Source organism: Sinorhizobium sp. BG8 (genome assembly GCF_016864555.1).
Classification (GTDB): Bacteria; Pseudomonadota; Alphaproteobacteria; order Rhizobiales; family Rhizobiaceae; genus BG8.
On sequence record NZ_CP044011.1, the window covers coordinates 1,277,222 to 1,295,718 of the forward strand.

At 63.4% G+C, this 18,497-nt stretch carries 18 protein-coding genes; 9 read left to right on the forward strand and 9 right to left on the reverse strand.

Annotation, left to right across the window (positions count from 1 at the left end):
• The first annotated feature begins 24 nt into the window (after window positions 1-24).
• Window positions 25-582, forward strand: a complete 558-nt coding sequence (locus F3Y30_RS05880; protein WP_203425569.1) for a dihydrofolate reductase family protein — start codon at window positions 25-27, stop codon at window positions 580-582.
• Between the two features lie 13 nt (window positions 583-595).
• Here the strand turns inward: F3Y30_RS05880 and pdeM are convergent, their stop codons facing one another.
• The 4 genes from pdeM to F3Y30_RS05900 form a co-directional block, all read right to left on the reverse strand.
• A complete protein-coding gene (pdeM, locus tag F3Y30_RS05885) occupies window positions 596-1,321 on the reverse strand; it encodes a ligase-associated DNA damage response endonuclease PdeM (protein ID WP_203426498.1) in 726 nt (241 codons plus the stop codon).
• 19 nt (window positions 1,322-1,340) lie between these two features.
• The gene (locus F3Y30_RS05890; RefSeq protein ID WP_203425570.1) at window positions 1,341-3,869 is read right to left on the reverse strand and encodes a ligase-associated DNA damage response DEXH box helicase; all 2,529 of its coding nucleotides are present in this window, start codon (window positions 3,867-3,869) and stop codon (window positions 1,341-1,343) included.
• A gap of 110 nt (window positions 3,870-3,979) precedes the next feature.
• The gene (locus F3Y30_RS05895; protein WP_203425571.1) at window positions 3,980-4,615 is read right to left on the reverse strand and encodes a YitT family protein; all 636 of its coding nucleotides are present in this window, start codon (window positions 4,613-4,615) and stop codon (window positions 3,980-3,982) included.
• Window positions 4,616-4,677: 62 nt separating this feature from the next.
• On the reverse strand, window positions 4,678-5,628 hold the full coding sequence (locus F3Y30_RS05900) for a methyltransferase (RefSeq protein ID WP_203425572.1): 951 nt from the start codon (window positions 5,626-5,628) through the stop codon (window positions 4,678-4,680).
• Between the two features lie 144 nt (window positions 5,629-5,772).
• Between F3Y30_RS05900 and F3Y30_RS05905 the strand changes: the two genes are divergently transcribed.
• From F3Y30_RS05905 to F3Y30_RS05915, 3 genes are read left to right on the forward strand one after another with little or no spacing between them, the layout of a single operon-like run.
• A complete protein-coding gene (locus tag F3Y30_RS05905; protein ID WP_203425573.1) occupies window positions 5,773-6,039 on the forward strand; it encodes a DUF6460 domain-containing protein in 267 nt (88 codons plus the stop codon).
• A 26-nt stretch (window positions 6,040-6,065) separates the two neighbouring features.
• Window positions 6,066-6,551 carry a CAP domain-containing protein gene (locus tag F3Y30_RS05910; RefSeq protein ID WP_203426499.1) on the forward strand — a complete coding sequence of 162 codons (486 nt, stop codon included), beginning with the start codon at window positions 6,066-6,068 and terminating at the stop codon, window positions 6,549-6,551.
• 47 nt (window positions 6,552-6,598) lie between these two features.
• The gene (locus F3Y30_RS05915; RefSeq protein WP_203425574.1) at window positions 6,599-7,945 is read left to right on the forward strand and encodes an MATE family efflux transporter; all 1,347 of its coding nucleotides are present in this window, start codon (window positions 6,599-6,601) and stop codon (window positions 7,943-7,945) included.
• 36 nt (window positions 7,946-7,981) lie between these two features.
• Here the strand turns inward: F3Y30_RS05915 and F3Y30_RS05920 are convergent, their stop codons facing one another.
• On the reverse strand, window positions 7,982-9,070 hold the full coding sequence (locus F3Y30_RS05920; RefSeq protein ID WP_203425575.1) for a quinone-dependent dihydroorotate dehydrogenase: 1,089 nt from the start codon (window positions 9,068-9,070) through the stop codon (window positions 7,982-7,984).
• Window positions 9,067-9,414 (reverse strand): DUF952 domain-containing protein, encoded by a 348-nt coding sequence (locus tag F3Y30_RS05925; RefSeq protein WP_203425576.1) that lies wholly within the window; start codon window positions 9,412-9,414, stop codon window positions 9,067-9,069. The genes F3Y30_RS05920 and F3Y30_RS05925 overlap by 4 nt, the downstream gene beginning before the upstream one ends.
• Window positions 9,415-9,533: 119 nt before the next feature.
• On the opposite strand from F3Y30_RS05925, the gene F3Y30_RS05930 reads away from it, so the two are divergent.
• Together F3Y30_RS05930 and F3Y30_RS05935 are read left to right on the forward strand one after the other, a co-directional pair.
• Window positions 9,534-9,959, forward strand: coding sequence for a hypothetical protein (locus tag F3Y30_RS05930; protein ID WP_203425577.1), 426 nt, complete (start codon window positions 9,534-9,536; stop codon window positions 9,957-9,959).
• A gap of 85 nt (window positions 9,960-10,044) precedes the next feature.
• Complete coding sequence (locus F3Y30_RS05935; protein WP_203425578.1) at window positions 10,045-10,698, forward strand: response regulator transcription factor; 654 nt, start codon at window positions 10,045-10,047, stop codon at window positions 10,696-10,698.
• 3 nt (window positions 10,699-10,701) lie between these two features.
• On the opposite strand, the gene F3Y30_RS05940 is transcribed toward F3Y30_RS05935, so the two are convergent.
• A complete protein-coding gene (locus F3Y30_RS05940; RefSeq protein ID WP_203425579.1) occupies window positions 10,702-14,205 on the reverse strand; it encodes a PAS domain-containing hybrid sensor histidine kinase/response regulator in 3,504 nt (1,167 codons plus the stop codon).
• A 222-nt stretch (window positions 14,206-14,427) separates the two neighbouring features.
• On the opposite strand from F3Y30_RS05940, the gene mscL reads away from it, so the two are divergent.
• From mscL to galE, 3 genes are all read left to right on the forward strand, one after another.
• Window positions 14,428-14,859: a large conductance mechanosensitive channel protein MscL gene (gene mscL / locus F3Y30_RS05945; protein WP_203425580.1), complete on the forward strand. Its 432-nt coding sequence runs from the start codon at window positions 14,428-14,430 to the stop codon at window positions 14,857-14,859.
• Window positions 14,860-15,019: 160 nt separating this feature from the next.
• Window positions 15,020-16,186 (forward strand): pyridoxal phosphate-dependent aminotransferase, encoded by a 1,167-nt coding sequence (locus F3Y30_RS05950; protein ID WP_203425581.1) that lies wholly within the window; start codon window positions 15,020-15,022, stop codon window positions 16,184-16,186.
• 73 nt (window positions 16,187-16,259) lie between these two features.
• A complete protein-coding gene (gene galE / locus F3Y30_RS05955; protein ID WP_203425582.1) occupies window positions 16,260-17,252 on the forward strand; it encodes a UDP-glucose 4-epimerase GalE in 993 nt (330 codons plus the stop codon).
• A 13-nt stretch (window positions 17,253-17,265) separates the two neighbouring features.
• Here the strand turns inward: galE and F3Y30_RS05960 are convergent, their stop codons facing one another.
• Together F3Y30_RS05960 and F3Y30_RS05965 are read right to left on the reverse strand one after the other, a co-directional pair.
• Window positions 17,266-17,565, reverse strand: coding sequence for a chorismate mutase family protein (locus F3Y30_RS05960; protein WP_203425583.1), 300 nt, complete (start codon window positions 17,563-17,565; stop codon window positions 17,266-17,268).
• A gap of 601 nt (window positions 17,566-18,166) precedes the next feature.
• Complete coding sequence (locus F3Y30_RS05965) at window positions 18,167-18,397, reverse strand: hypothetical protein (protein ID WP_203425584.1); 231 nt, start codon at window positions 18,395-18,397, stop codon at window positions 18,167-18,169.
• Window positions 18,398-18,497: the final 100 nt, after the last annotated feature.

Consider the following 18,497-nt stretch of genomic DNA (forward strand, 5'->3'; position numbering starts at 1 on the left):
CTGGTTTTCTCGGAGGAGGCAGCGATGAGCAAGGTAATCGTCTGGAACCTGGTGACCCTCGACGGCTATTTCGAGGGCGAGACCAAGTGGGACCTGGGGTTTCACAACTACGCCTGGGGCGAGGATCTCGAGAATCTGAGCAAGGATTTCGGCTCGAGAACCCGGCTGCTGGTCTTTGGCCGCATTACCTACGAAGGCATGAAATCCTACTGGACGACGACCGAGGAGGAAACGGAGGTAAAGGCCTACATGAACGCGCTGCCGAAGCTGGTGGCATCGCGCACGCTGAAAGCCTCTGACTGGAACAATACGCGGATGACCGACGATGTCGTCGGCGAATTGAGGCGCCTTAAAGCTGAGCCGGGCAAGGACATCTATATCTTCGGAAGCGCCGAACTCACCCGGACCCTTTTGAAGGAGGGCCTCGTCGACGAGTTGATGATCGGTGTCGTGCCGGTGCTCCTCGGAAAGGGAACGCACTTTTTCAAGGAGGGCGGCGTTGAAAGGCGTTTCAGTCTGGTCGAGGCCCGGCCGCTGAAAAACGGTACCGTGATCCTGCGCTACCAGCCGCTCGCTGCGTGACTGGCTTGCTGCTCTACCCCATCAGATTGGCGAACCGTACGGAATAGATGCGGTCGCGCCCGAGCAGGTGGGCGATGAGGTTCGTCCGGTCGAAGAGCCCGGCCATCGCGCGGTGCCGGAGGTCGAGACCTCCGGTCATGACCCCGAAGGCCGGCATCAGCAAGCGCCTGCCATCGGTCGCGAAGCACGGGCGGCGCACCGATTTCTCACGCCGTTTGACGGTCGCGGACGGGTGGAGATGCCCAGCGATCTCGCCGCGGGCAGCACCCGCCTGCGGCTCGTGGCGGAAGGAAAGCCCGGCGAAACACAGTTCGTCCGCTGACTGGCCCGGAAGGTCGGTCGTCCCTTCCGGGTCGTGGTTGCCGTTGATCCAGATCCAGTCTCGCCCGCGGGCAATCGATTCGATCCGGTGGCGATAGATCGCCGGCAGCTGGGCCGAGCCGACGCGGTCATGAAAATTGTCGCCCAGGCTGACGACGATCTTCGGGTCGTGCCGAAGCACGACCGCTTCCAGTATCTTCAGGGTCGCCAGCGTGTCGTAGGGTGGCAGGAGCATGCCGCGGCGCGCAAATGCGGCACCCTTTTCGAGATGCAGGTCGGAAACGACAAGAAGCCGTGTCTCCGGCAGGTAGAGCGCGCCGAACGGATCGCAGATCGCCTCGACGCCGGCGATGACGGTGCGGGCGGTCAGCGCACCAAAGTCCTGTATGTCCGTCGATGCCAGTGCCAGCCTGTTCATTGCCACTCAAATACTCTCGTCAAACCACCTGATCACCCATCGCTTCGGCGATCAGGTCCTCTGCGGCTTCCGCCAGCACCGCATCCTGTGCCTCGCCTACGATCGGCTCCCGGCCGATCTCCAGCATGATCGGTACGGCGAGCGGCGAGATACGGTCCAGGGCCAGGTGCGTGATGTGACCCTTGATTCGCTGAAGCATAGACCCGAGGCGTTGAATGTCCAAAAGGCCGGACGATGCGTCGTTGCGGGTCGCTTCGAGCAGGATGTGATCCGGCTCATGGGTGCGAAGTACGTCATAAATGAGATCGGCCGATACGGTCACCTGACGCCCGGTCTTCTCCTTGCCGGGGTGCCGCTGTTCGATAAGTCCGGCAATCACCGCGCAATTGCGGAAAGTCCGTTTCAGCATCCACGATTCATCGAGCCAGGCCTCCAGATCGTCGCCCAGCATGTCCTCGTCAAAGAGTGCAGCGAGCGAGGGTCGTCTCGCGCTGAACGCGGCTCCGAGGTCATCGAGTGCCCAGATGGCGAGCGAATAGTCCGTCGCCACGAATCCAGAAGGCTTGAGACCCGCCCGTTCGAGCCGTCGTGTCAGCAGCATCCCTAGCGTTTGATGGGCGAGGCGTCCCTCGAAGGCGTAGGCGACCATGTAGTGCCGGTTGCCCCGCGGGAAGGTCTCGATCATGAGCTCGTCGCGCTTAGGAAGCGCGGATACGTCGCGCTGGATACTCAGCCAGTCCCGGACCTGCTCCGGGAGCGCGCCCCAGCGGTCACGATCGGAAAGCATGAGCCGAACCTGTTCTGCCAGATAGGTCGAGAGCGGAAACTTGCCGCCCGCATAGGCCGGGACCTTCGGGTCGAGCGAGAAGGCCTGGGAGACGAGACACTCGTTCTCGCGGATGCCCTCGAAGCGCAGTACCTTCCCGGAAAACAGGAAGGTGTCGCCCGGCGCCAGCATCTCGAGGAAGTACTCCTCCACCTTGCCGAGGGGCGCGCCGCCGCGCCCGACGGAGCCGCGTGCGTTGCGCTTCACCATGCGCACGTTGAGCATGGGCATCTCGACGATTGTCCCGAGATTGAGGCGATATTGCTGCGCGACCTGCGGGTTTGAGACACGCCACAACCCGTCCGCGGTATGGCGGATCCGGGCATAGCGCTCGTAGGTCTTCAGAGCGTAGCCACCGGTCGCGACGAACTCGACGATGCGGTGGAATTTGTCCCGCGAAAGATACGCATAGGGTGCCGCCGAGATGACTTCCGCATGAAGTGCGTCCTCGTCGAAGGGGGCGGCGCAAGCCATGCCGAGCACATGCTGGGCGAGCACGTCGAGTGCGCCGTCGCCGGTCGGTGGTGTATCCTGTGCGCCGACGTAGTTCGCATCCAGCGCCGCCTGGCATTCGAGCACCTCGAAGCGATTGGCCGGAACGAGGATTGCCCGGCTGGGCTCGTCCATCCGGTGGTTTGCCCTGCCGATGCGCTGCGCGAGCCGGCTCGCCCCCTTCGGGGCCCCGACATGGACGACGAGATCGACGTCGCCCCAGTCGATGCCGAGGTCGAGCGTCGAGGTGGCGACGACCGCTCGCAGACGGTTTTCGGCCATGGCAGCTTCCACACGCCGCCGCTGGGCGACGTCGAGCGAGCCATGGTGAAGGGCGATGGGAAGCGTTTCCTCATTGATATTCCACAGTTCCTGGAAAAGCAGCTCCGCCTGGCTCCTCGTATTGACGAAGAGGAGGGTCGTGCCGTGCTCGCGTATCGCGTCGTAGACCTCGGCCATCGCATAGCGTGCGGAATGACCCGACCACGGGACGCGCTGCTCGCTCTTGAGGATGGTGATGATCGGCCGCGCACCCGCCGGCGCCGTGACGAGGCCCGCATGGTTGTCCCCGCCGTCCTGCTGGCCGACGAGCCAACGGCGCAGATCCACCGGCTCGGCGACTGTCGCGGAGAGCCCGATCGTTCTTAGATCCGGTGCAAGCCTGCGCAGGCGCGCAAGTCCGAGCGAAAGGAGGTGACCGCGCTTGGACGTGACCAGCGAGTGGAGCTCGTCGAACACCACGAATTTCAAATCCTTGAAGAAGCGTGGCGCCTCGCCGTTCGCGAGCAGCAGGGCCAGTTGTTCCGGAGTCGTCAGCAGGATGTCGGGCGGGTTGAGCCGCTGGCGCTGCCGTTTCGATTGTGGCGTGTCGCCCGTCCGGGTCTCGATCGAAACCGGCAGGTTCATGTCCTCGACGGGCTTGGTCAGGTTGCGCTCGATATCGACGGCGAGCGCCTTCAGCGGAGAGATGTAGAGCGTGTGGATGCCGGTGAAACCCGATCCAGGCGGCACCCTGCCGCGGGCGTACAGATCAGTGAGCGATGGCAGGAAGCCTGCGAGCGTCTTGCCGGCGCCGGTCGGAGCGATCAGCAGCAGACTTTCGCCGGCCCGGGCCCGGTCGAGCAGTTCGAGCTGGTGGGCGCGGGGACGCCAGCCCTTGGACGCGAACCAGTCTGCGAAGGGTTTCGGAAGGCTTTCGAGCCCGGACGCGAAGGAAACGATCGTGGCCACCCGGGTGAAGCTAGAGAAAAATCAGGGAAAGAAAAGGCCGGCCTCGGGAGGTCCGTGTCGGCGGAAGTGCGCTCCTCGCCTCTCGGTACATCCCGGCCGCCGGCAACCGCTCACATCGCCACGTAGCGGTCCGATCGGTGATTGATGGTCAGGAAGATGTTGAGGATCAGCGCCCCGATCACCGAGCACAGCACCATGAAGGGAGCGGCGACCGCGAAGGCAGCGGCAAGCACGAAGACGTCGAAGGAAAGCTGCACCAGTCCCGCCCGCCCGCCGAAGCGATCCTGCAGGTAGACGGCCAGGATGCCGAGGCCGCCGAGGCTCGCCCTGTGGCGGTAGAGCGCGAGCAGTCCGTATCCGAGCAGAATTCCCGCAAGGACGGCCGTCCAGATCGGATTGAGGCTCTCGATTTCGAGAAAGCGGGGCTGGATCTCGGTGATCAGCGAAGTGAGCCCTACGGCGATAAAGGTCTTGATGGTGAAGCCGATGCCGAGCCGGGAAAGCGACAGTGCATAGAAGGGGAGATTTATGACGGTATAGTAGAGCCCGAAGCTGTGACCGGTCAGATAGTGCAGTACGAAGGCGAGGCCCGCGACGCCGCTTGCGACCAGACCGGCGCTGCCCAGCAGGGAAAGTCCGAGCGCCGCGACCATGCTCCCCGTGAAGATCCCCTGTGCGTCCTCAAGCGGCGAATGGCGCGTCGGCACCGGATTCCAGAAGCCAAATCGCCGCCTGTCGCTGCTCATCCGTAGTGCTCCCCGTAATGATGCATTGCAGCATTGCAGGCATGCCACCTGCGGGCAAGCGCCTATGCGTTCGCCCGCGCGAGGAAAAGCAGGCCATGCACAGCTTCGCCTGCGTCCATCCGGATGACCGTCCGCTCCGCGGCCAGCATGGAGAATCCGGCTTTCAGCGCGCATTGCCGTACGAAGGCCTCGGTATGCGCATAGCGCAGGGATGGCCTGATGACGTAGCCGTCGCCGCTATCCGTCCCGCCGTCTTCGACCGAGAAGGCGAAGAGACCGCCGCCGCAAAGGGCATGCGCGGCAATGGCGAAGGCCGGAGAGAGATCGCCGAGATACATCAGCACGTCGGCGGCGCTGACGATATCGGCGCGGTGCTCCGGCCGCCCCTCGCCGAACACACCGCAAGCCTCGGGCGAAAGCAGGAGGTCCGCCTGCCCAAGGTGGCCGTAGACGCCCTTTTGCGCGGCCTTGGCCAGCATGTTGGCGGAAAGGTCGAAACCTTCGAGATATGCGGCGTGATCACGAAATCGCTCGCCGAAAAGACCCGTGCCGCAGCCGATGTCGATCAGCCGTTCGTAGCGTGGCTTGCCGTCAGCCCGCTCGATGACGAGCCGCGCGAGCTTTTCCGGTACGCTATAGGCGAGCTTCTCGACGAGAGCCTCGTCGAAACGCTCGGCGTAGTCGTCGAAGAGCCGTTCGACATAGCGGCTGGAAGGTTGGTCGGGAACGGATGCCTGCCCGAGAACCGCGAGCTTCAGCCGCGCACCGAAGAGATCGCCCGGATCGAGCACAAGAACTTTGGAAAGTGCGGCCGCCGCTGCCTCTTTGCGGCCCGATTTCTCGGCATATTCCGCCAGCAGGAACCATCCCGCGGCCCAGCCCGGGGCCTGTTCGAGCGCCTGCTCCATCAATTCGGCCGCCTCGACATACTCGCCACCCTCGGCGAGCATGTGGGCATAGTCTGCGCGCCGGTCCGCGATCAGGTCACCGGAGGAAAGCTGGGTCGAGGTCATGGTTACCGCCGGCGTCAGGAAGAATGGCGATGCTTCTTGGCGACGACGAGCCAAAAGGCAAGCGAAAACTGGCGATACGCTGACGCTTGCGGCATGCACGCGCGGCGTTTATCTGAGTGAAGACGAAACAACAGGAGAATCAGGATGTCGGAAGGCTTCAACCGGTTTCTCGGCGATAGCCCACTGCGGGTCCTTGTCAAGCTCGTGATCCTCTCGATCGCGGCTGGCTTCCTGATGTCGGTCTTCGGCCTCTATCCCGACGACATCATCCTGGCGGTACGCAACTTCGTGGTCGATCTCTGGAACACCGGCTTCGCCGCGCTCGGTCGCGTGGGCGACTACCTGGTGCTTGGCGCCGTGATCGTCATTCCTGTCTTCATCCTCATCCGTATCCTGAGCTTCCGACGCTGAATATGAAATCCGCTCTCATTGAACCAATGGGCCGAAGGGCCGTTCTGCTGGCAGGTGCGACGGGCCTTGCCGCTCTTGCAACCGGCTGTTCGACCGTCGAGGACCTGAAGCCTTCTTCCGGCAACGGTAGCGACGAAACCGACGCGACGCTCGGGATGATCAACAAGCTGCGAACCGACCGCGGACTGCCGCAGCTCGCGCGCGATCCCGCTGCCGCCAATGCCGCGATGGATCAGGCCGCACGCATGGCTAAGGCCGGCAAGATGGAACACAACATCGGGCTGGGCGCGAATTTCCTGAAGCGGATGAAGGGCATGGAGGTCGCATTGCCGGCCGCCGAAAACATTGCCGAGGGGCAGGAGACGGCCGAAAGGGCTTTCGATGCCTGGTACAATTCGCCCAAGCATCTGACCAACATGCTAGGGTCGAGCTATCGCGGCCTTGGCGTGGCGATGGTGACGAATCCGGCTTCCGGCAACAGGCCCTATTGGTCCATGGTGCTGTCGAGCTGACCTCATTCCCGCGGAAACGGGAATGCCTCGCGCGGGGAAGAGTGTGTATGGACCAGGCCACTAGAACGGACCGAAACAGAGCCGGCGCCTTCGAGGTGACGCACCGTCTCGTCCTTTCGATCGCCATTCCGATGACACTCGGTTTCCTGACGACGCCTCTGCTGGGCCTCACAGATACGGCCGTGGCGGGTCGGCTCGGTTCCGCCGATGCGCTCGCGGGCCTGGCGGTCGGTGCCGTTCTCTTCGACCTCATACTCGGAAGCTTCAATTTCCTGCGGGCCTCGACGACCGGGCTTGTCGCCCAGTCTTTCGGACGCGGCGATCGCGCCGAGGAGTATGCGGTTCTGTGGCGATCGCTTGCGATCGCGATTGCCTGCGGTCTGGTGATCGCGCTGGCCGCGCCGCTCCTGCTTGCCGCCGGGCTCGCGCTGATGTCACCGCCGGCCAGCGTTGGCGCGGTGACTTCAGAGTATTTCTCGATCCGCATCCTCGCAGCGCCGATGGCGCTTTCGAACTATGCCCTGCTCGGCTTCGTGCTTGGACGCGGGCAGGGTGTGACCGGCCTTTTCCTGCAGGCGATCATCAATGGCGTCAACATCGTGCTTTCAATCCTGCTCGGGCTCGGGTTGGGCTGGGGAGTGGCGGGCATCGCCTGGGGTACGGTCGCGGGGGAAGCGGCGGGAACGATCTTCGGTCTCTGTCTTGTCGTCATGCGTGCACGCGGAGCCTCGAGGCCGAGCTTTGCCCATGTCTTCGCGCTCGAGCGTCTGAAGGCGCTCTTCTCCCTCAACCGTGACATCATGATCCGCACCTTCGTGCTGCTGGCGGCCTTTACCCTGATGACGCGGATCGGTACATCCTTCGGACCGGTTGCTCTCGCCGCCAACGCGGTGCTGATGAACATCTTCCTTGTTGCCGGATACTACCTCGACGGGCTTGCCAATGCTGCAGAACAGCTCGTCGGCAGGGCCTTCGGTGCTGCCTGGCGCCCGGCCTTCGACCGCGCCGTCAAGCTTACCTTCCTTTGGTCCATCGGCCTTGGCGCCCTGACCACCCTACTTTTCCTCGTCTTCGGGGAAACCGTCATCGGCTGGCTGACGACCACACAATCGGTCCGCGACGAGGCCGCAATCTACCTGCCCTGGGCGGCGCTGACCGCCACGACCGGCGCGCTTGCCTTCCAGATGGACGGCGTGTTCATCGGCGCAACCTGGTCAAGCGCGATGCGCAACATGATGCTCGCCGCATTCGCCGGCTATCTCGCGGCCCTTGCCATCTTCGTGCCGCTTCTCGGCAACCACGGCCTGTGGCTGTCGCTGAATGTCTTTCTGGCCCTGCGCGGGCTGTTCCTCGCCTCCCGCGTGCGCGTCCTTGCGGCGCGGGTATTTTCCTGAAATCCCGTAGGGGTTCCCGCCTTCCGGGCGGGTGATTCAGAGAAGCCGGCTTGCCCAGGCCTCCACGCGGCTGTCGCGGATATCGCGGATCGAGCCGAGCCTCTCGCGGTCGCAGATCCGGGAAAGCCCCTTGACGATCGCCGATGGCAGGCCCGGACCGGCATAGACCATGCATGAGTAGAGCTGAACTAGGTCGGCGCCCGCACGGATCTTTTCCGCTGCAGTCTCCGCCGAGTTGACGCCGCCGACACCGATGATCGGCATGTCCCTGCCGACGCGGCGGCGCATCTTGGCGAGCACCGTGGTGGACTTGTCGAAGAGCGGCTTGCCGGAGAGCCCGCCGGCCTCGCTGGCATGGGTGCGGTCCGTGAGGCCATCGCGCGAAAGCGTCGTGTTCGAAACGATCAACCCGTCCAGGTCATGCGCGAGCGCCTCGGCCGCGATATCGTCCAGCCCTTCCTCCGGGAGGTCGGGCGCGATCTTCAGGAACACCGGCACCCGCGTTCCGGTCTGTTCGGCGAGTTCGTCGCGGCAGGAAAGCGTTGCCGACAGGAGTGCTGCAAGGCTTTCGCGCGCCTGCAGGTCGCGAAGACCTGGCGTATTCGGCGAGGAGATGTTGACGGTGAAGTAGCGGGCGACGTCGTAGAAGGTTCGGACGCCGGCGACGTAGTCGGCGATACGGTCGGCGCTGTCCTTGTTCGCGCCGATGTTGACGCCGATCAGGGCATCTGCCGAGCAGGCCCTGAGACGGCGAAGCGCGGCCGCATGACCCTCGTTGTTGAAGCCGAGGCGATTGATGACGGCCTCGTCCGCAGTAAGGCGGAAAATCCGCGGTTTGGGATTGCCCGGCTGCGGCTTGGGCGTGACGGTGCCGATCTCGGTGAAACCGAAGCCGAGGCGAAGCAGCGCTTCCGGCACTTCGGCATTCTTGTCGTAGCCCGCGGCCATGCCGAGGGGATTGGTAAAGCGAAGTCCCGCCACCGTTTGCGCGAGGCGCGGATCGGCAGACGCGGCGCAGGCGGGAACGAGCCCGCTCTTCAGCGCTGCAATCGAAAAGCCGTGCGCCGCTTCAGGGTCGAAGAGGAAAAGCCCCTTGCGGGCGATATCGGAGAGCGCGGAAATCATGCCTCGAGCTCCGGAAAGACGTGCGCGCCATCAGCACCGAGCGGCAGCGGCTTTTCCCAGATGACGGCGGAAACCGCCAGGGGGGCGTAAAGATGCGGAAACAGGTCGCCGCCGCGCGAGGCTTCGAAGAGCAGCTTTTCGCCGAGTGAGTCCGCGTCCACGGCGACGAGCAGGAGGTCCGTCTGGCCTCCGAAATGCCGGGCCGCAGTTTCCTTGACCTGGTTCGCGGTGGAAAAGTGGATGTAGCCGTCTGCGAGGTCCACGGGAGCGCCCTCGAACACACCGCTCTCACGCGCGCTGCGCCACAGACTTGCCGGAACAATCTTGTAAACTATTCTTGTCATAGCGCCTGTTCCTCGTCCGCCTGCGTTAGTGTCGTTCCGGTACGAGTAGCGCTTGCAACAATGCGGACGAATTGTCCACGGCGGAACCGTATCGTCGCTCTTTTTCCGGAGGAAACCACATGAAAAACCTGGCATTGCTCGCCCTGCCACTTCTCCTGTCGGCCTCCGGGGCGGCGGCGGAAGGCGAGGGGCGCTATCAGATGGAGCGGACCGACAGCGGCTTCGTCCGCCTCGATACGGTGACGGGCGAGGTTTCCCTGTGCAAGGAGAGCAACGGCCAGATGGCCTGCCGCATGGCCGCGGACGAGAGAGAGGCCTTCGAACAGGAGCTGGACCTGCTCAGCAAGCGCGTCGAAACCTTGGAAAAGCAGGCCAACTCCGGTGTTACCGGTGTCAAACCGCAGTTGCCGACCGATGAGGAGATTGACCGCACCATGAGTGTCATGGAAAGAATGATGCAGCGGTTCATGGGTATCGTCAAAGACCTCGAAGGCGGCTCGGAGGAGCCCGGTTCCGGCGATGAGATCGTGCCGCAGAAGACCTGAGCGGGGGGTGGTCGCGTATCGCTCGGGGAAAAGCGGGCCAATGAGCCCGTGGTTTGCCGTATGAAAGCTCTTGGGAGGGAGCCTCATGACATCAGACATGACCATCATCATTGCGGACGATCATCCCCTTTTCCGGGGTGCGCTGCGCCAGGCAGTGCTCGGCATGGAGGGCGATCCGGCCATCGTCGAGGCAGGTGATTTCGAATCCGCGCGCACTGCGGCCGCCGCCAATCCGGATGCCGATCTGCTTCTTCTCGATATCTCCATGCCCGGGGCGAGCGGCCTTTCGGGACTGATCTCGCTTCGCGCGGAATTCCAGGGGCTTCCCGTGGTGATCGTCTCAGCCAGCGATGATGGTGCGACGATCCGGCGGGCAATCGATCTCGGCGCGTCGGGCTTCATCTCGAAATCAGCCACCATTGACGGCATTCGCGAAGCGATATCCGCCGTGCTTGCCGGCGGCATCTACACGCCGGATGGTTATGAGCGCGGAATGGAGCAGGACGCGGAGATCGCCGATCTCATCAACCGCTTGCGGACGCTTACGCCGCAGCAGTCGCGCGTGCTCGGCATGCTCGCGGAAGGTCTTCTGAACAAGCAGATCGCCTACGAACTCGGCGTGTCCGAGGCAACGATCAAGGCGCATGTCTCGGCAATCTTGCTCAAGCTGAACGTCGACAGCCGCACGCAGGCGGTCATCCAGCTTGCTCGCATCGGATCTGCGCAGGCCGCCGCCTGATCTCTATTCGGCTGCTGCCCGGGCAACGTTCGGGAGCTGCGTCAGCCAGGCCCGCATCGAGGCAGGGCGCACGGGCTTGTTCTGGATCAGAATTCCAAGTTTCTCCGCTTCTGCCCTGACTTCAGGCGTGCGGTCGGCTGTCACGAGCAAGGCCGGAATTCGGGCGTTGCACGCCGTGCGGAGCCTGTCGATCGCCTCGATGCCGGTTCCGTCGTTGAGGTGATAGTCGGCGATGATGGCGTCGGGTGTCCGCAATCCTTCCGCTACAAGTGCGTCCACCGCTGCGTTTGATTCTGCCTGCAACGGCTCGCAGCCCCAGCCGGACAGGAGCAGGCACATGCCGTCCAGGATGCGGGGCTCGTTGTCGATGCACAGAACCCTGAGGCCGCGCAGCGGTTCGTCCGTTGTCGGAGCGGACGCCCGCACGCTCGGGGCATGCGGCTTGGCCGCGGCCTCGATGGGAACGCGCACCTTGAAACTCGTGCCCCTGCCTTGCGTCGATTGCAGGTCCACGGGGTGGCCGAGAACTCGGGAGATGCGGTCGACAATCGACAGGCCCAGTCCGAGGCCGGGGGCTGTGCGGGCCCCCTCGTCCAGTCGTGCGAACTCCTTGAAGACGGTGCGGAACTTGGAGGAGGGAATGCCGATGCCGGAATCGGCGATCTGGATGTAGGCGTGGCTGCCCTGGCGCCGGACGCCGACGAGCACCTTGCCGCTGCGCGTGTATTTGATGGCATTGGAGACGAGGTTCTGCACGAGGCGGCGCAAGAGATTGGGGTCGGTGCGCACCGAGAGCGAGGTCGGCATGACCTTCAGCTGCAGGTTCTTGGCGCGTGCCATCGGCGCGAAGTCCGTCTCGATGCGCCTGAGGAGATCGTTGAGCGGCACCGTTTGAAGACGCGGCTTCATCGCGCCCGTGTCGAGCCTCGAAATGTCCAGCACCGCGCCGAGGATGGTTTCCACCGATTCCAGCGACGAATCGATGTGATGAACGAGGAGCCGGTCATCGGACTCGCCGAGCCGTTCGACGAGCGACGACGAATAAAGCCGCGCCGCGTTCAGCGGCTGGAGAATGTCGTGGCCGGCAGCGGCGAAGAAGCGTGTCTTGCCGATATTGGCCTCCTCGGCGGCGGCGCGCGCTTCGGCAAGCGCGGTGTTGACCAGTGTCAGTTCCGCGGTGCGCTCAGCCACGCGCTGTTCCAGCGTCTCGTTCACTCGTTTGAGCGCGCGATCTGCTTCAACCCGTTCCGTGATGTCGGTGTAGGTCGTCACGAAGCCCTTGTCCGGCATGGCGTTCGCGCGCACTTCGAGGATGCGCTCACCCCCCGACAGGACGAGCGCGAAGGGCAGATCGAAGGTCATGAACTTGGTGGTGACGGCTTCGACGTCATCCTCGGCGAGGTCACCGCGTTCGGCAAGCATGGCAACGATCCGGGAAAGCGGAAATCCGACCTGCCCGACCGCCTCCGGAAGGTCCAGCAACTGCCGGAAGCGCCGGTTCCAGACGGTCAGGTTGGCCTCGCGGTCGAAGACGGCGATCCCCTGGTCCATCTGGTTCAACGCCGTCTGCAACATGTCCTGATTGTATTGAAGCGCTTCGCTTGCCTGGTCGAGCAGCCATTCGGTGTCCGAAGGCGTGTCGTCGATCCGTTGCAGGACGAGGGACAGGACGAGGCGCGCGGACGACGAGCCGATCGCACTGCCGAGTAGCTGCTCGGAGAAATAGACGAGCGCCATGTCTGCGGGCGCATTGTCCTCCAGCCAGCGTCCGGCCTGCTGTTCGTAGCTGTGGAACGAGCGCTGCATGCGCTCCTCGCCGAGGTACTTTCCGATCGTGGTCTTGAGGTCCTTGACCGTCACCTTGGTCCGACGTCCGCGGAAGGCACGCTCCAGCCGGGGCCTGGATCGGATGAACACGCCGGCCTGAAGCCGTTCCAGCGTCGTCGGGTTGCGGGTGAGCGAACCGACGACATAGGCGCCGATGTTGATCATCATCGCCAGCAGCGTGGCATTGACGAGCGGGTCTGCATTCTCGCCCGTGAAGATGGTCGATCCCGGAAAGAGGAAGCCGAGTACGGTTTCTGCGACCACCGCGTTGTCCGCGACCCCGAGGCTGGGAAGAAACAGCAGGTAAGCCCAAACCACGAGGCCGGAGAGCATGCCGGCCATGGCGCCGCGTGCATTCGCCTGGCGCCAGACGAGGCCGCCGAACATGGCCGGCGCGATCTGGGCGATAGCAGCAAAGGCGAGCAGGCCGATGGAGGCAAGCCCGGCATTCGCTGTCGCCGCGCGATAGTACGCATATCCGACCAGGAGCACGAAGAAGATCGCGAGCCGGCGGATGCGCAGCAGCATGCGCGAGAGGTCTTCCTGCTCTCGTCCGCCGCCAATGAGGCTGCGCCTCAGCACGACCGGGATGACGATATCGTTCGAGACCATGATCGAGAGCGCCACCGATGCGACGATGACCATGGCGGTCGCGGCCGAAAAGCCGCCGATGAAGGCGACGAGCGCAAGCATCGACTGTCCGCCTGCATGCGGCAAGGCAAGAACGTAGAGGTCGGGATTGCCTGTGCCGTCGAATGTCAGGACACCGCCGACGGCGATCGGCAGCACGAAGAGATTGATGGCGACGAGATAGAGCGGCAGCAGCACGCCCGCCATCCGCAGTTCCTGTTCCGTACGGTTTTCTACCACGGCGACGTGGAACTGGCGCGGCAGCATGATGATCGCGAAGGAGGAAAGGACGATCAGCAGGATCCAGCGGGCAATCGGCGTCTCGTGCTCGAGGGCCGACATCACCCGTTGGCTTGCGGCGGCCTTTTGCCAGAGGTCACCGAGGCCGTCATACATGAAGTAGACGACGTAGAAGCCGATGGTGGCGAAAGCGAGCAGCTTGACCAGCGATTCCATGGAGATCGCGAGGATCAGCCCGTCCTGGTGCTCCGTCGCGTCGGTGTGGCGCGTGCCGAACACGATGGCAAAGCAGGCAAGCACCAGGGTGACGACAAGTGGAAGATCGATGAGGCCGCCCGAAGCGGCAATGCCGTAGCCGGACGTGTCCACCAGGACGCTGACCGAACTGGAGACCGCCTTTAGCTGCAGGGCGATGTAGGGCACGGCTCCTATCAGCGAGATCAGCGCGACGATCGCCGCGACACCTGGATTCTTGCCGTAGCGCGCCGCCACGAAGTCGGCGATGGAGGTAAGGCGCTCGGATTTCGCCAGCGCCACGATGCGCCTGATCAGCGGCATCCCGAGCGTGAACATCAGGATCGGACCGATGTAGATCCCTGCGAATTCGAGGCCATGCGTCGTCGCAAGCCCGACGCCGCCGAAATAGGTCCAGGATGTGCAGTAGATTGCCAGGCTCAGCGCATAGACGAGCGGCCTCCCGCGAGGGCCGACGCTCGCGGTTCTTGACTTCCTGTCGCCATAGCTTGCCACCGCGAAGAGCAGCAGCAGATAGGCGAGGGCCGAGACGACGGTAGTCCAACCCGGCAGCATGCGTCCTCCTCTGCACGATCCGGCGTGCCGGACGGAGGGACACAATAGGCCATTCCCGAAAGCAAGGAAATCGCAGGCGTCTTAGCCTTAGGTCTTGGTTGCCGGACTTCCTTTTCGCATCTGCGTCTTGCGCGGGAGGCCGCCAAATCGATGCACGCTGAAGCTTCCATCAAACCGGCTTCTGGACTAGGTTGCTTCGAATGGAAGCAAGAGGAGATGTTTATGCTCAATGAATTCAAAGCATTTATCGCCCGTGGCAATGTCATGGATCTTGCCGTCGGCGTGATCATCGGTGCGGCCTTCAGCAGGATCGTCGATTCCGTGGTCAACGATCTTGTCATGCCGATCGTGGGCGCTCTCACCGGTGGCGGCTTCGATTTCTCCAACTACTTCCTCCCGCTTTCGAGCAACGTCACCGCCCCGTCGCTCGCGGCCGCGCGCGAGCAGGGCGCGGTCTTCGCCTACGGCAATTTCATCACCGTCCTCATCAATTTCCTGATCCTCGCCTGGATCATCTTCCTGATGATCAAGGGCGTGAACCGCCTTCGCGCAAGCGTCGAGAAGCAGAAGGCGGAAGAAGCGGCTCCGCCTCCGGCCGACGTACAGCTGCTGACGGAAATCCGTGATCTCCTGAAGACCAGACCGGCGGTCTGACTGGACGTTTCGCGGGCGCTGGTTGAGGCAGACGGTGCCCGCGATCGCAAATTTCATCACCGGAATAGATCGGATCGTCAGATAAACTGGCGTGAACCCATCGACGAATGAGGTTATGAGAGACCCGTCCGTTGCAATCCAATTCCGGAGAACCGCCAGCATGAACATCGCAGCCAGCCTCAGCCCGCGTTCGCTGGAAGCTCCGGAAAGTGGAATCGTCGAACTCGTCAACTACGCGCGCGGGCGGGACAACCTGATACCGCTGTGGGTCGGCGAGGGGGACCTGCCGACGCCCGCCTTCATCTCGGAGGCTGCCACATCCGCTTTGGCGGCCGGCGAGACATTTTATACCTGGCAACGTGGCACCCCGGAGCTGCGCAGGGCGCTTTCCGACTACTACCGGCGCCAGTTTGGCAAGTCTCTTTCGGCCGAGCATTTCTATGTCGTCGGCTCCGGCATGCAGGCAATCAAGCTCACAATCGAGGCACTGACGTCGCCGGGCGACGACATGGTCCTCCTGACGCCCGCCTGGCCAAATTTTGCCGCGGCGGCCGAACTCTCCGGCGTCCGGCCGATCTCTGTCCCTCTCGAGTTTCGCGACGGCCGCTGGCAGCTGGACCTCGAACGGCTGGAAGCCGCAATCACGCCGCGCACGAAAGCGCTCTTCGTCAACACGCCGTCGAATCCGACCGGTTGGACCGCGACCCATGACGACCTGCGCGCCCTTCTCTCGCTTGCGCGCAAGCATGGGCTATGGATCATGGCGGACGAGATCTATGCGCTCTACCACTATGGCGGCGGCAGGGCGCCTTCGTTCCTCGATATTATGGAGGAAGGCGACCGTGTCGTCTTCGTCAATTCCTTCTCGAAGAACTGGTCGATGACCGGCTGGCGGGTCGGCTGGATCGTCGCGCCGCCGCAAATGGGGCAGGTCCTCGAAAACCTCGTCCAGTATTCCACATCGGGGGTCGCCCAGTTCATGCAGAAGGGGGCGGTCGCGGCGCTCGACCACGGCGACGATTTCGTCCGAGAGAACATCGCCAAGGCGACGAAGTCGCGCGATCTTCTTTGTGACGCGCTGATCGCCACCAACAGGGTTGAAACGCTGAAGCCGGATGGCGCCATCTATGCGTTCCTGAAGATTGACGGCGTCAAGGATTCGCGCGTGGCCGCGCTCGACATCGTCGACAAGACCGGCGTCGGCCTGGCGCCGGGCACCGCATTCGGCCCGGGCGGTTCGCTCTTCATGCGCGCCTGCTTCCTGCGCGATACCGCGCAGGTCGCCGAGGCCGCAGACCGGTTGTCCCGGTATATAGCCGCGCTCTGAAAATTCCTGGATTGCATATTGGGCGCTGTCGGGGTGTTATCCGCAGCGACGACAATAGTTCAGGAAAGAGCATATGACAGTTCTCGTAACGGGTGGTGGCGGCTACATCGGCAGCCACATGGTCTGGTCGCTCATCGATGCGGGCGAGCAGGTCGTGGTCATCGACCGCCTATCTACCGGATTTCGCTGGGCGATCGCACCCGAAGCCCGATTTTATGAAGGCGATATTGCAGACCGCGATCTGCTCCGTACGATCTTCGCGGAGAACGCCATCGACTCGATCATCCACTTCGCGGGCTCGATCATCGTGCCCGAATCGGTCGCTGATCCTCTCGCCTACTACGAGAACAACACGGTCAAATCGCGCGCGCTGATTGCTGCGGCCGTTGAGGCGGGCGTGAAGCACTTCGTGTTTTCCTCGACCGCCGCCGTCTACGGGACTCCGGACAGCGCCGAGCCGGTTCTGGAGAGCGCGGCTCTGCGGCCCGAATCGCCCTACGGTTCCTCCAAGCTGATGACCGAGATCATGCTGCGCGATACGGCGCAGGCCCACGATTTCACCTACACCGCACTGCGCTATTTCAACGTGGCCGGCGCCGATCCGCGCGGACGCACCGGCCAGTCGACGGCGGGCGCCACGCACCTCATCAAGGTTGCGTCGGAAGCGGCACTCGGCAAGCGCAACGGCATGGACGTCTTCGGGACCGACTATCCGACCCCGGACGGCACCTGCGTGCGCGACTACATCCACGTGAGCGATCTCGCCGACGCACACCTGAAGGCCCTGCAGCGCATGCGCGCTGGCGGCACTTCGCTGGTCGCCAATTGCGGCTATGGCCGCGGCTTCTCGGTGCTCGAGGTGCTCGATCGGGTGAAAGCGGTTTCCGGGGTCGACTTCCCGGTTCGCATTTCCGGACGCCGGCCGGGTGATGCCGTGTCCATCGTCGCCAATCCGGCTGTCGCCATGCGGGAATTCGGCTGGACACCGAAGCACGACGATCTCTCCTTCATCGTGCGCACCGCGCTCGATTGGGAAGACCATCTCGCCAAGCGCAATCAGATCTGATTCGCGCCAGGCCTCAGTTCTCGCCGAGAACGCGGGCCTCGTGTTCGATGGAATGCTGGATGAGCCGGGCCCAGAGGTCGTCGTAGAAGGCGGCGTCGAGGCCCAGCGCTCCGGCATTCCGGCGGGCATTGGCGCGAACCTCGTCAACGCGGGCCGGGATATCGGCCTTGAGCCCGAGTGTCGACTTTATCTCCGCAGCTCTGCCGATGAAGCTCCAGCGCTCCGCGAAGAGCTGCATCAGCGCGATGTCGATCCGGTCGATGTTCTCACGGATCTCTTCCATCGTCCTGCATTCGGCCGCTGTCGTTACCATTCCGGTCTCCACCTGCTTCGAAGGTGGTCGGTGTAACAAAGGCGGGATGTTCGGGAAAGTCCGGAGTGGGCGGGGCATGAGAAAACAGCGCTGTTTTCGGCCACATGCGGGCTCTTGCGAAAGCGGAGGAGGGTGCGGTCCTGTCTCCCTTTTCGCTGAGCCCGCATGCTGGCCAAGAGGAAACTAATTTGTGAAGCTGGAGTGAGGCTTAAACCGATTAGCCCTTAAAAGTTGTACCAAATAATGTTGCTTACCCTAGGTGAGGTTGTGTGCCGAGGGCCATTTTGTTGAGGAAAGCCAGGAGTGTGGTGAACGCGCCTGAAGGTCCCGGCATCGTTGGCGGGACAACAGACAACCACAAAGGCGATGTACCTGATCGCTTCGTCGACATGCTTGTTGGTGGCGTTCGGGACGCCGAACATCATGAGTGATGCGCAGTTGGAATCACTCTGCAGCCGCCCCAATTGGTGCCACCTTCACCGCTTGATGCACCAGCGCGTTGAGGCCACGGGGACCCCCGGTCAGTTTCCGGATCGGCGCGGTGATCGCGACCTTCGGCAAAAAGGACCCGCGCCGCCCGGTCGACGAGCGCGGGAGGTGGTCAGCGGTCGGCCCTGCCCAGGCAGTCGGACGGATCGCTGGAAGAATGCTGTGGCTTGGCAGGCAGCCGCTTCTTGCCCGGTACGGAGCCGGTGACCGTATCGTCGACCGCGGCCCTGCCGCGCAACATGCTCGTATCGACCGAATTCGGAAGGCCGAAGCTCAGGGAAAAGGCCAGCGCCGTTCCCGCCCAAAATGCGACGATTGCCGTTGCAATCAGGATTGTTTTCATCGCGGTTTCCTCGCTCGCTCTGGCGCGCGGCCATCGCAACCGAGGTCCGATCGCGTCCGGCTTCGCCCACGTTGAATAATCCGCGAACCCGGGTCGGTAC

Excerpts from the sequence above, each read along its gene's own strand:
- F3Y30_RS05880 (WP_203425569.1), top strand. The coding sequence starts at position 25 with ATGAGCAAGGTAATCGTCTGGAACCTGGTGACCCTCGACGGCTATTTC.
- pdeM (WP_203426498.1), bottom strand. The coding sequence starts at position 1,321 with ATGAACAGGCTGGCACTGGCATCGACGGACATACAGGACTTTGGTGCG.
- F3Y30_RS05895 (WP_203425571.1), bottom strand. The coding sequence starts at position 4,615 with ATGAGCAGCGACAGGCGGCGATTTGGCTTCTGGAATCCGGTGCCGACG.
- F3Y30_RS05900 (WP_203425572.1), bottom strand. The coding sequence starts at position 5,628 with ATGACCTCGACCCAGCTTTCCTCCGGTGACCTGATCGCGGACCGGCGC.
- F3Y30_RS05905 (WP_203425573.1), top strand. The coding sequence starts at position 5,773 with ATGTCGGAAGGCTTCAACCGGTTTCTCGGCGATAGCCCACTGCGGGTC.
- F3Y30_RS05910 (WP_203426499.1), top strand. The coding sequence starts at position 6,066 with ATGGGCCGAAGGGCCGTTCTGCTGGCAGGTGCGACGGGCCTTGCCGCT.
- F3Y30_RS05915 (WP_203425574.1), top strand. The coding sequence starts at position 6,599 with ATGGACCAGGCCACTAGAACGGACCGAAACAGAGCCGGCGCCTTCGAG.
- F3Y30_RS05920 (WP_203425575.1), bottom strand. The coding sequence starts at position 9,070 with ATGATTTCCGCGCTCTCCGATATCGCCCGCAAGGGGCTTTTCCTCTTC.
- F3Y30_RS05925 (WP_203425576.1), bottom strand. The coding sequence starts at position 9,414 with ATGACAAGAATAGTTTACAAGATTGTTCCGGCAAGTCTGTGGCGCAGC.
- F3Y30_RS05930 (WP_203425577.1), top strand. The coding sequence starts at position 9,534 with ATGAAAAACCTGGCATTGCTCGCCCTGCCACTTCTCCTGTCGGCCTCC.
- F3Y30_RS05935 (WP_203425578.1), top strand. The coding sequence starts at position 10,045 with ATGACATCAGACATGACCATCATCATTGCGGACGATCATCCCCTTTTC.
- F3Y30_RS05940 (WP_203425579.1), bottom strand. The coding sequence starts at position 14,205 with ATGCTGCCGGGTTGGACTACCGTCGTCTCGGCCCTCGCCTATCTGCTG.
- mscL (WP_203425580.1), top strand. The coding sequence starts at position 14,428 with ATGCTCAATGAATTCAAAGCATTTATCGCCCGTGGCAATGTCATGGAT.
- F3Y30_RS05950 (WP_203425581.1), top strand. The coding sequence starts at position 15,020 with ATGAACATCGCAGCCAGCCTCAGCCCGCGTTCGCTGGAAGCTCCGGAA.
- galE (WP_203425582.1), top strand. The coding sequence starts at position 16,260 with ATGACAGTTCTCGTAACGGGTGGTGGCGGCTACATCGGCAGCCACATG.
- F3Y30_RS05960 (WP_203425583.1), bottom strand. The coding sequence starts at position 17,565 with ATGGTAACGACAGCGGCCGAATGCAGGACGATGGAAGAGATCCGTGAG.
- F3Y30_RS05965 (WP_203425584.1), bottom strand. The coding sequence starts at position 18,397 with ATGAAAACAATCCTGATTGCAACGGCAATCGTCGCATTTTGGGCGGGA.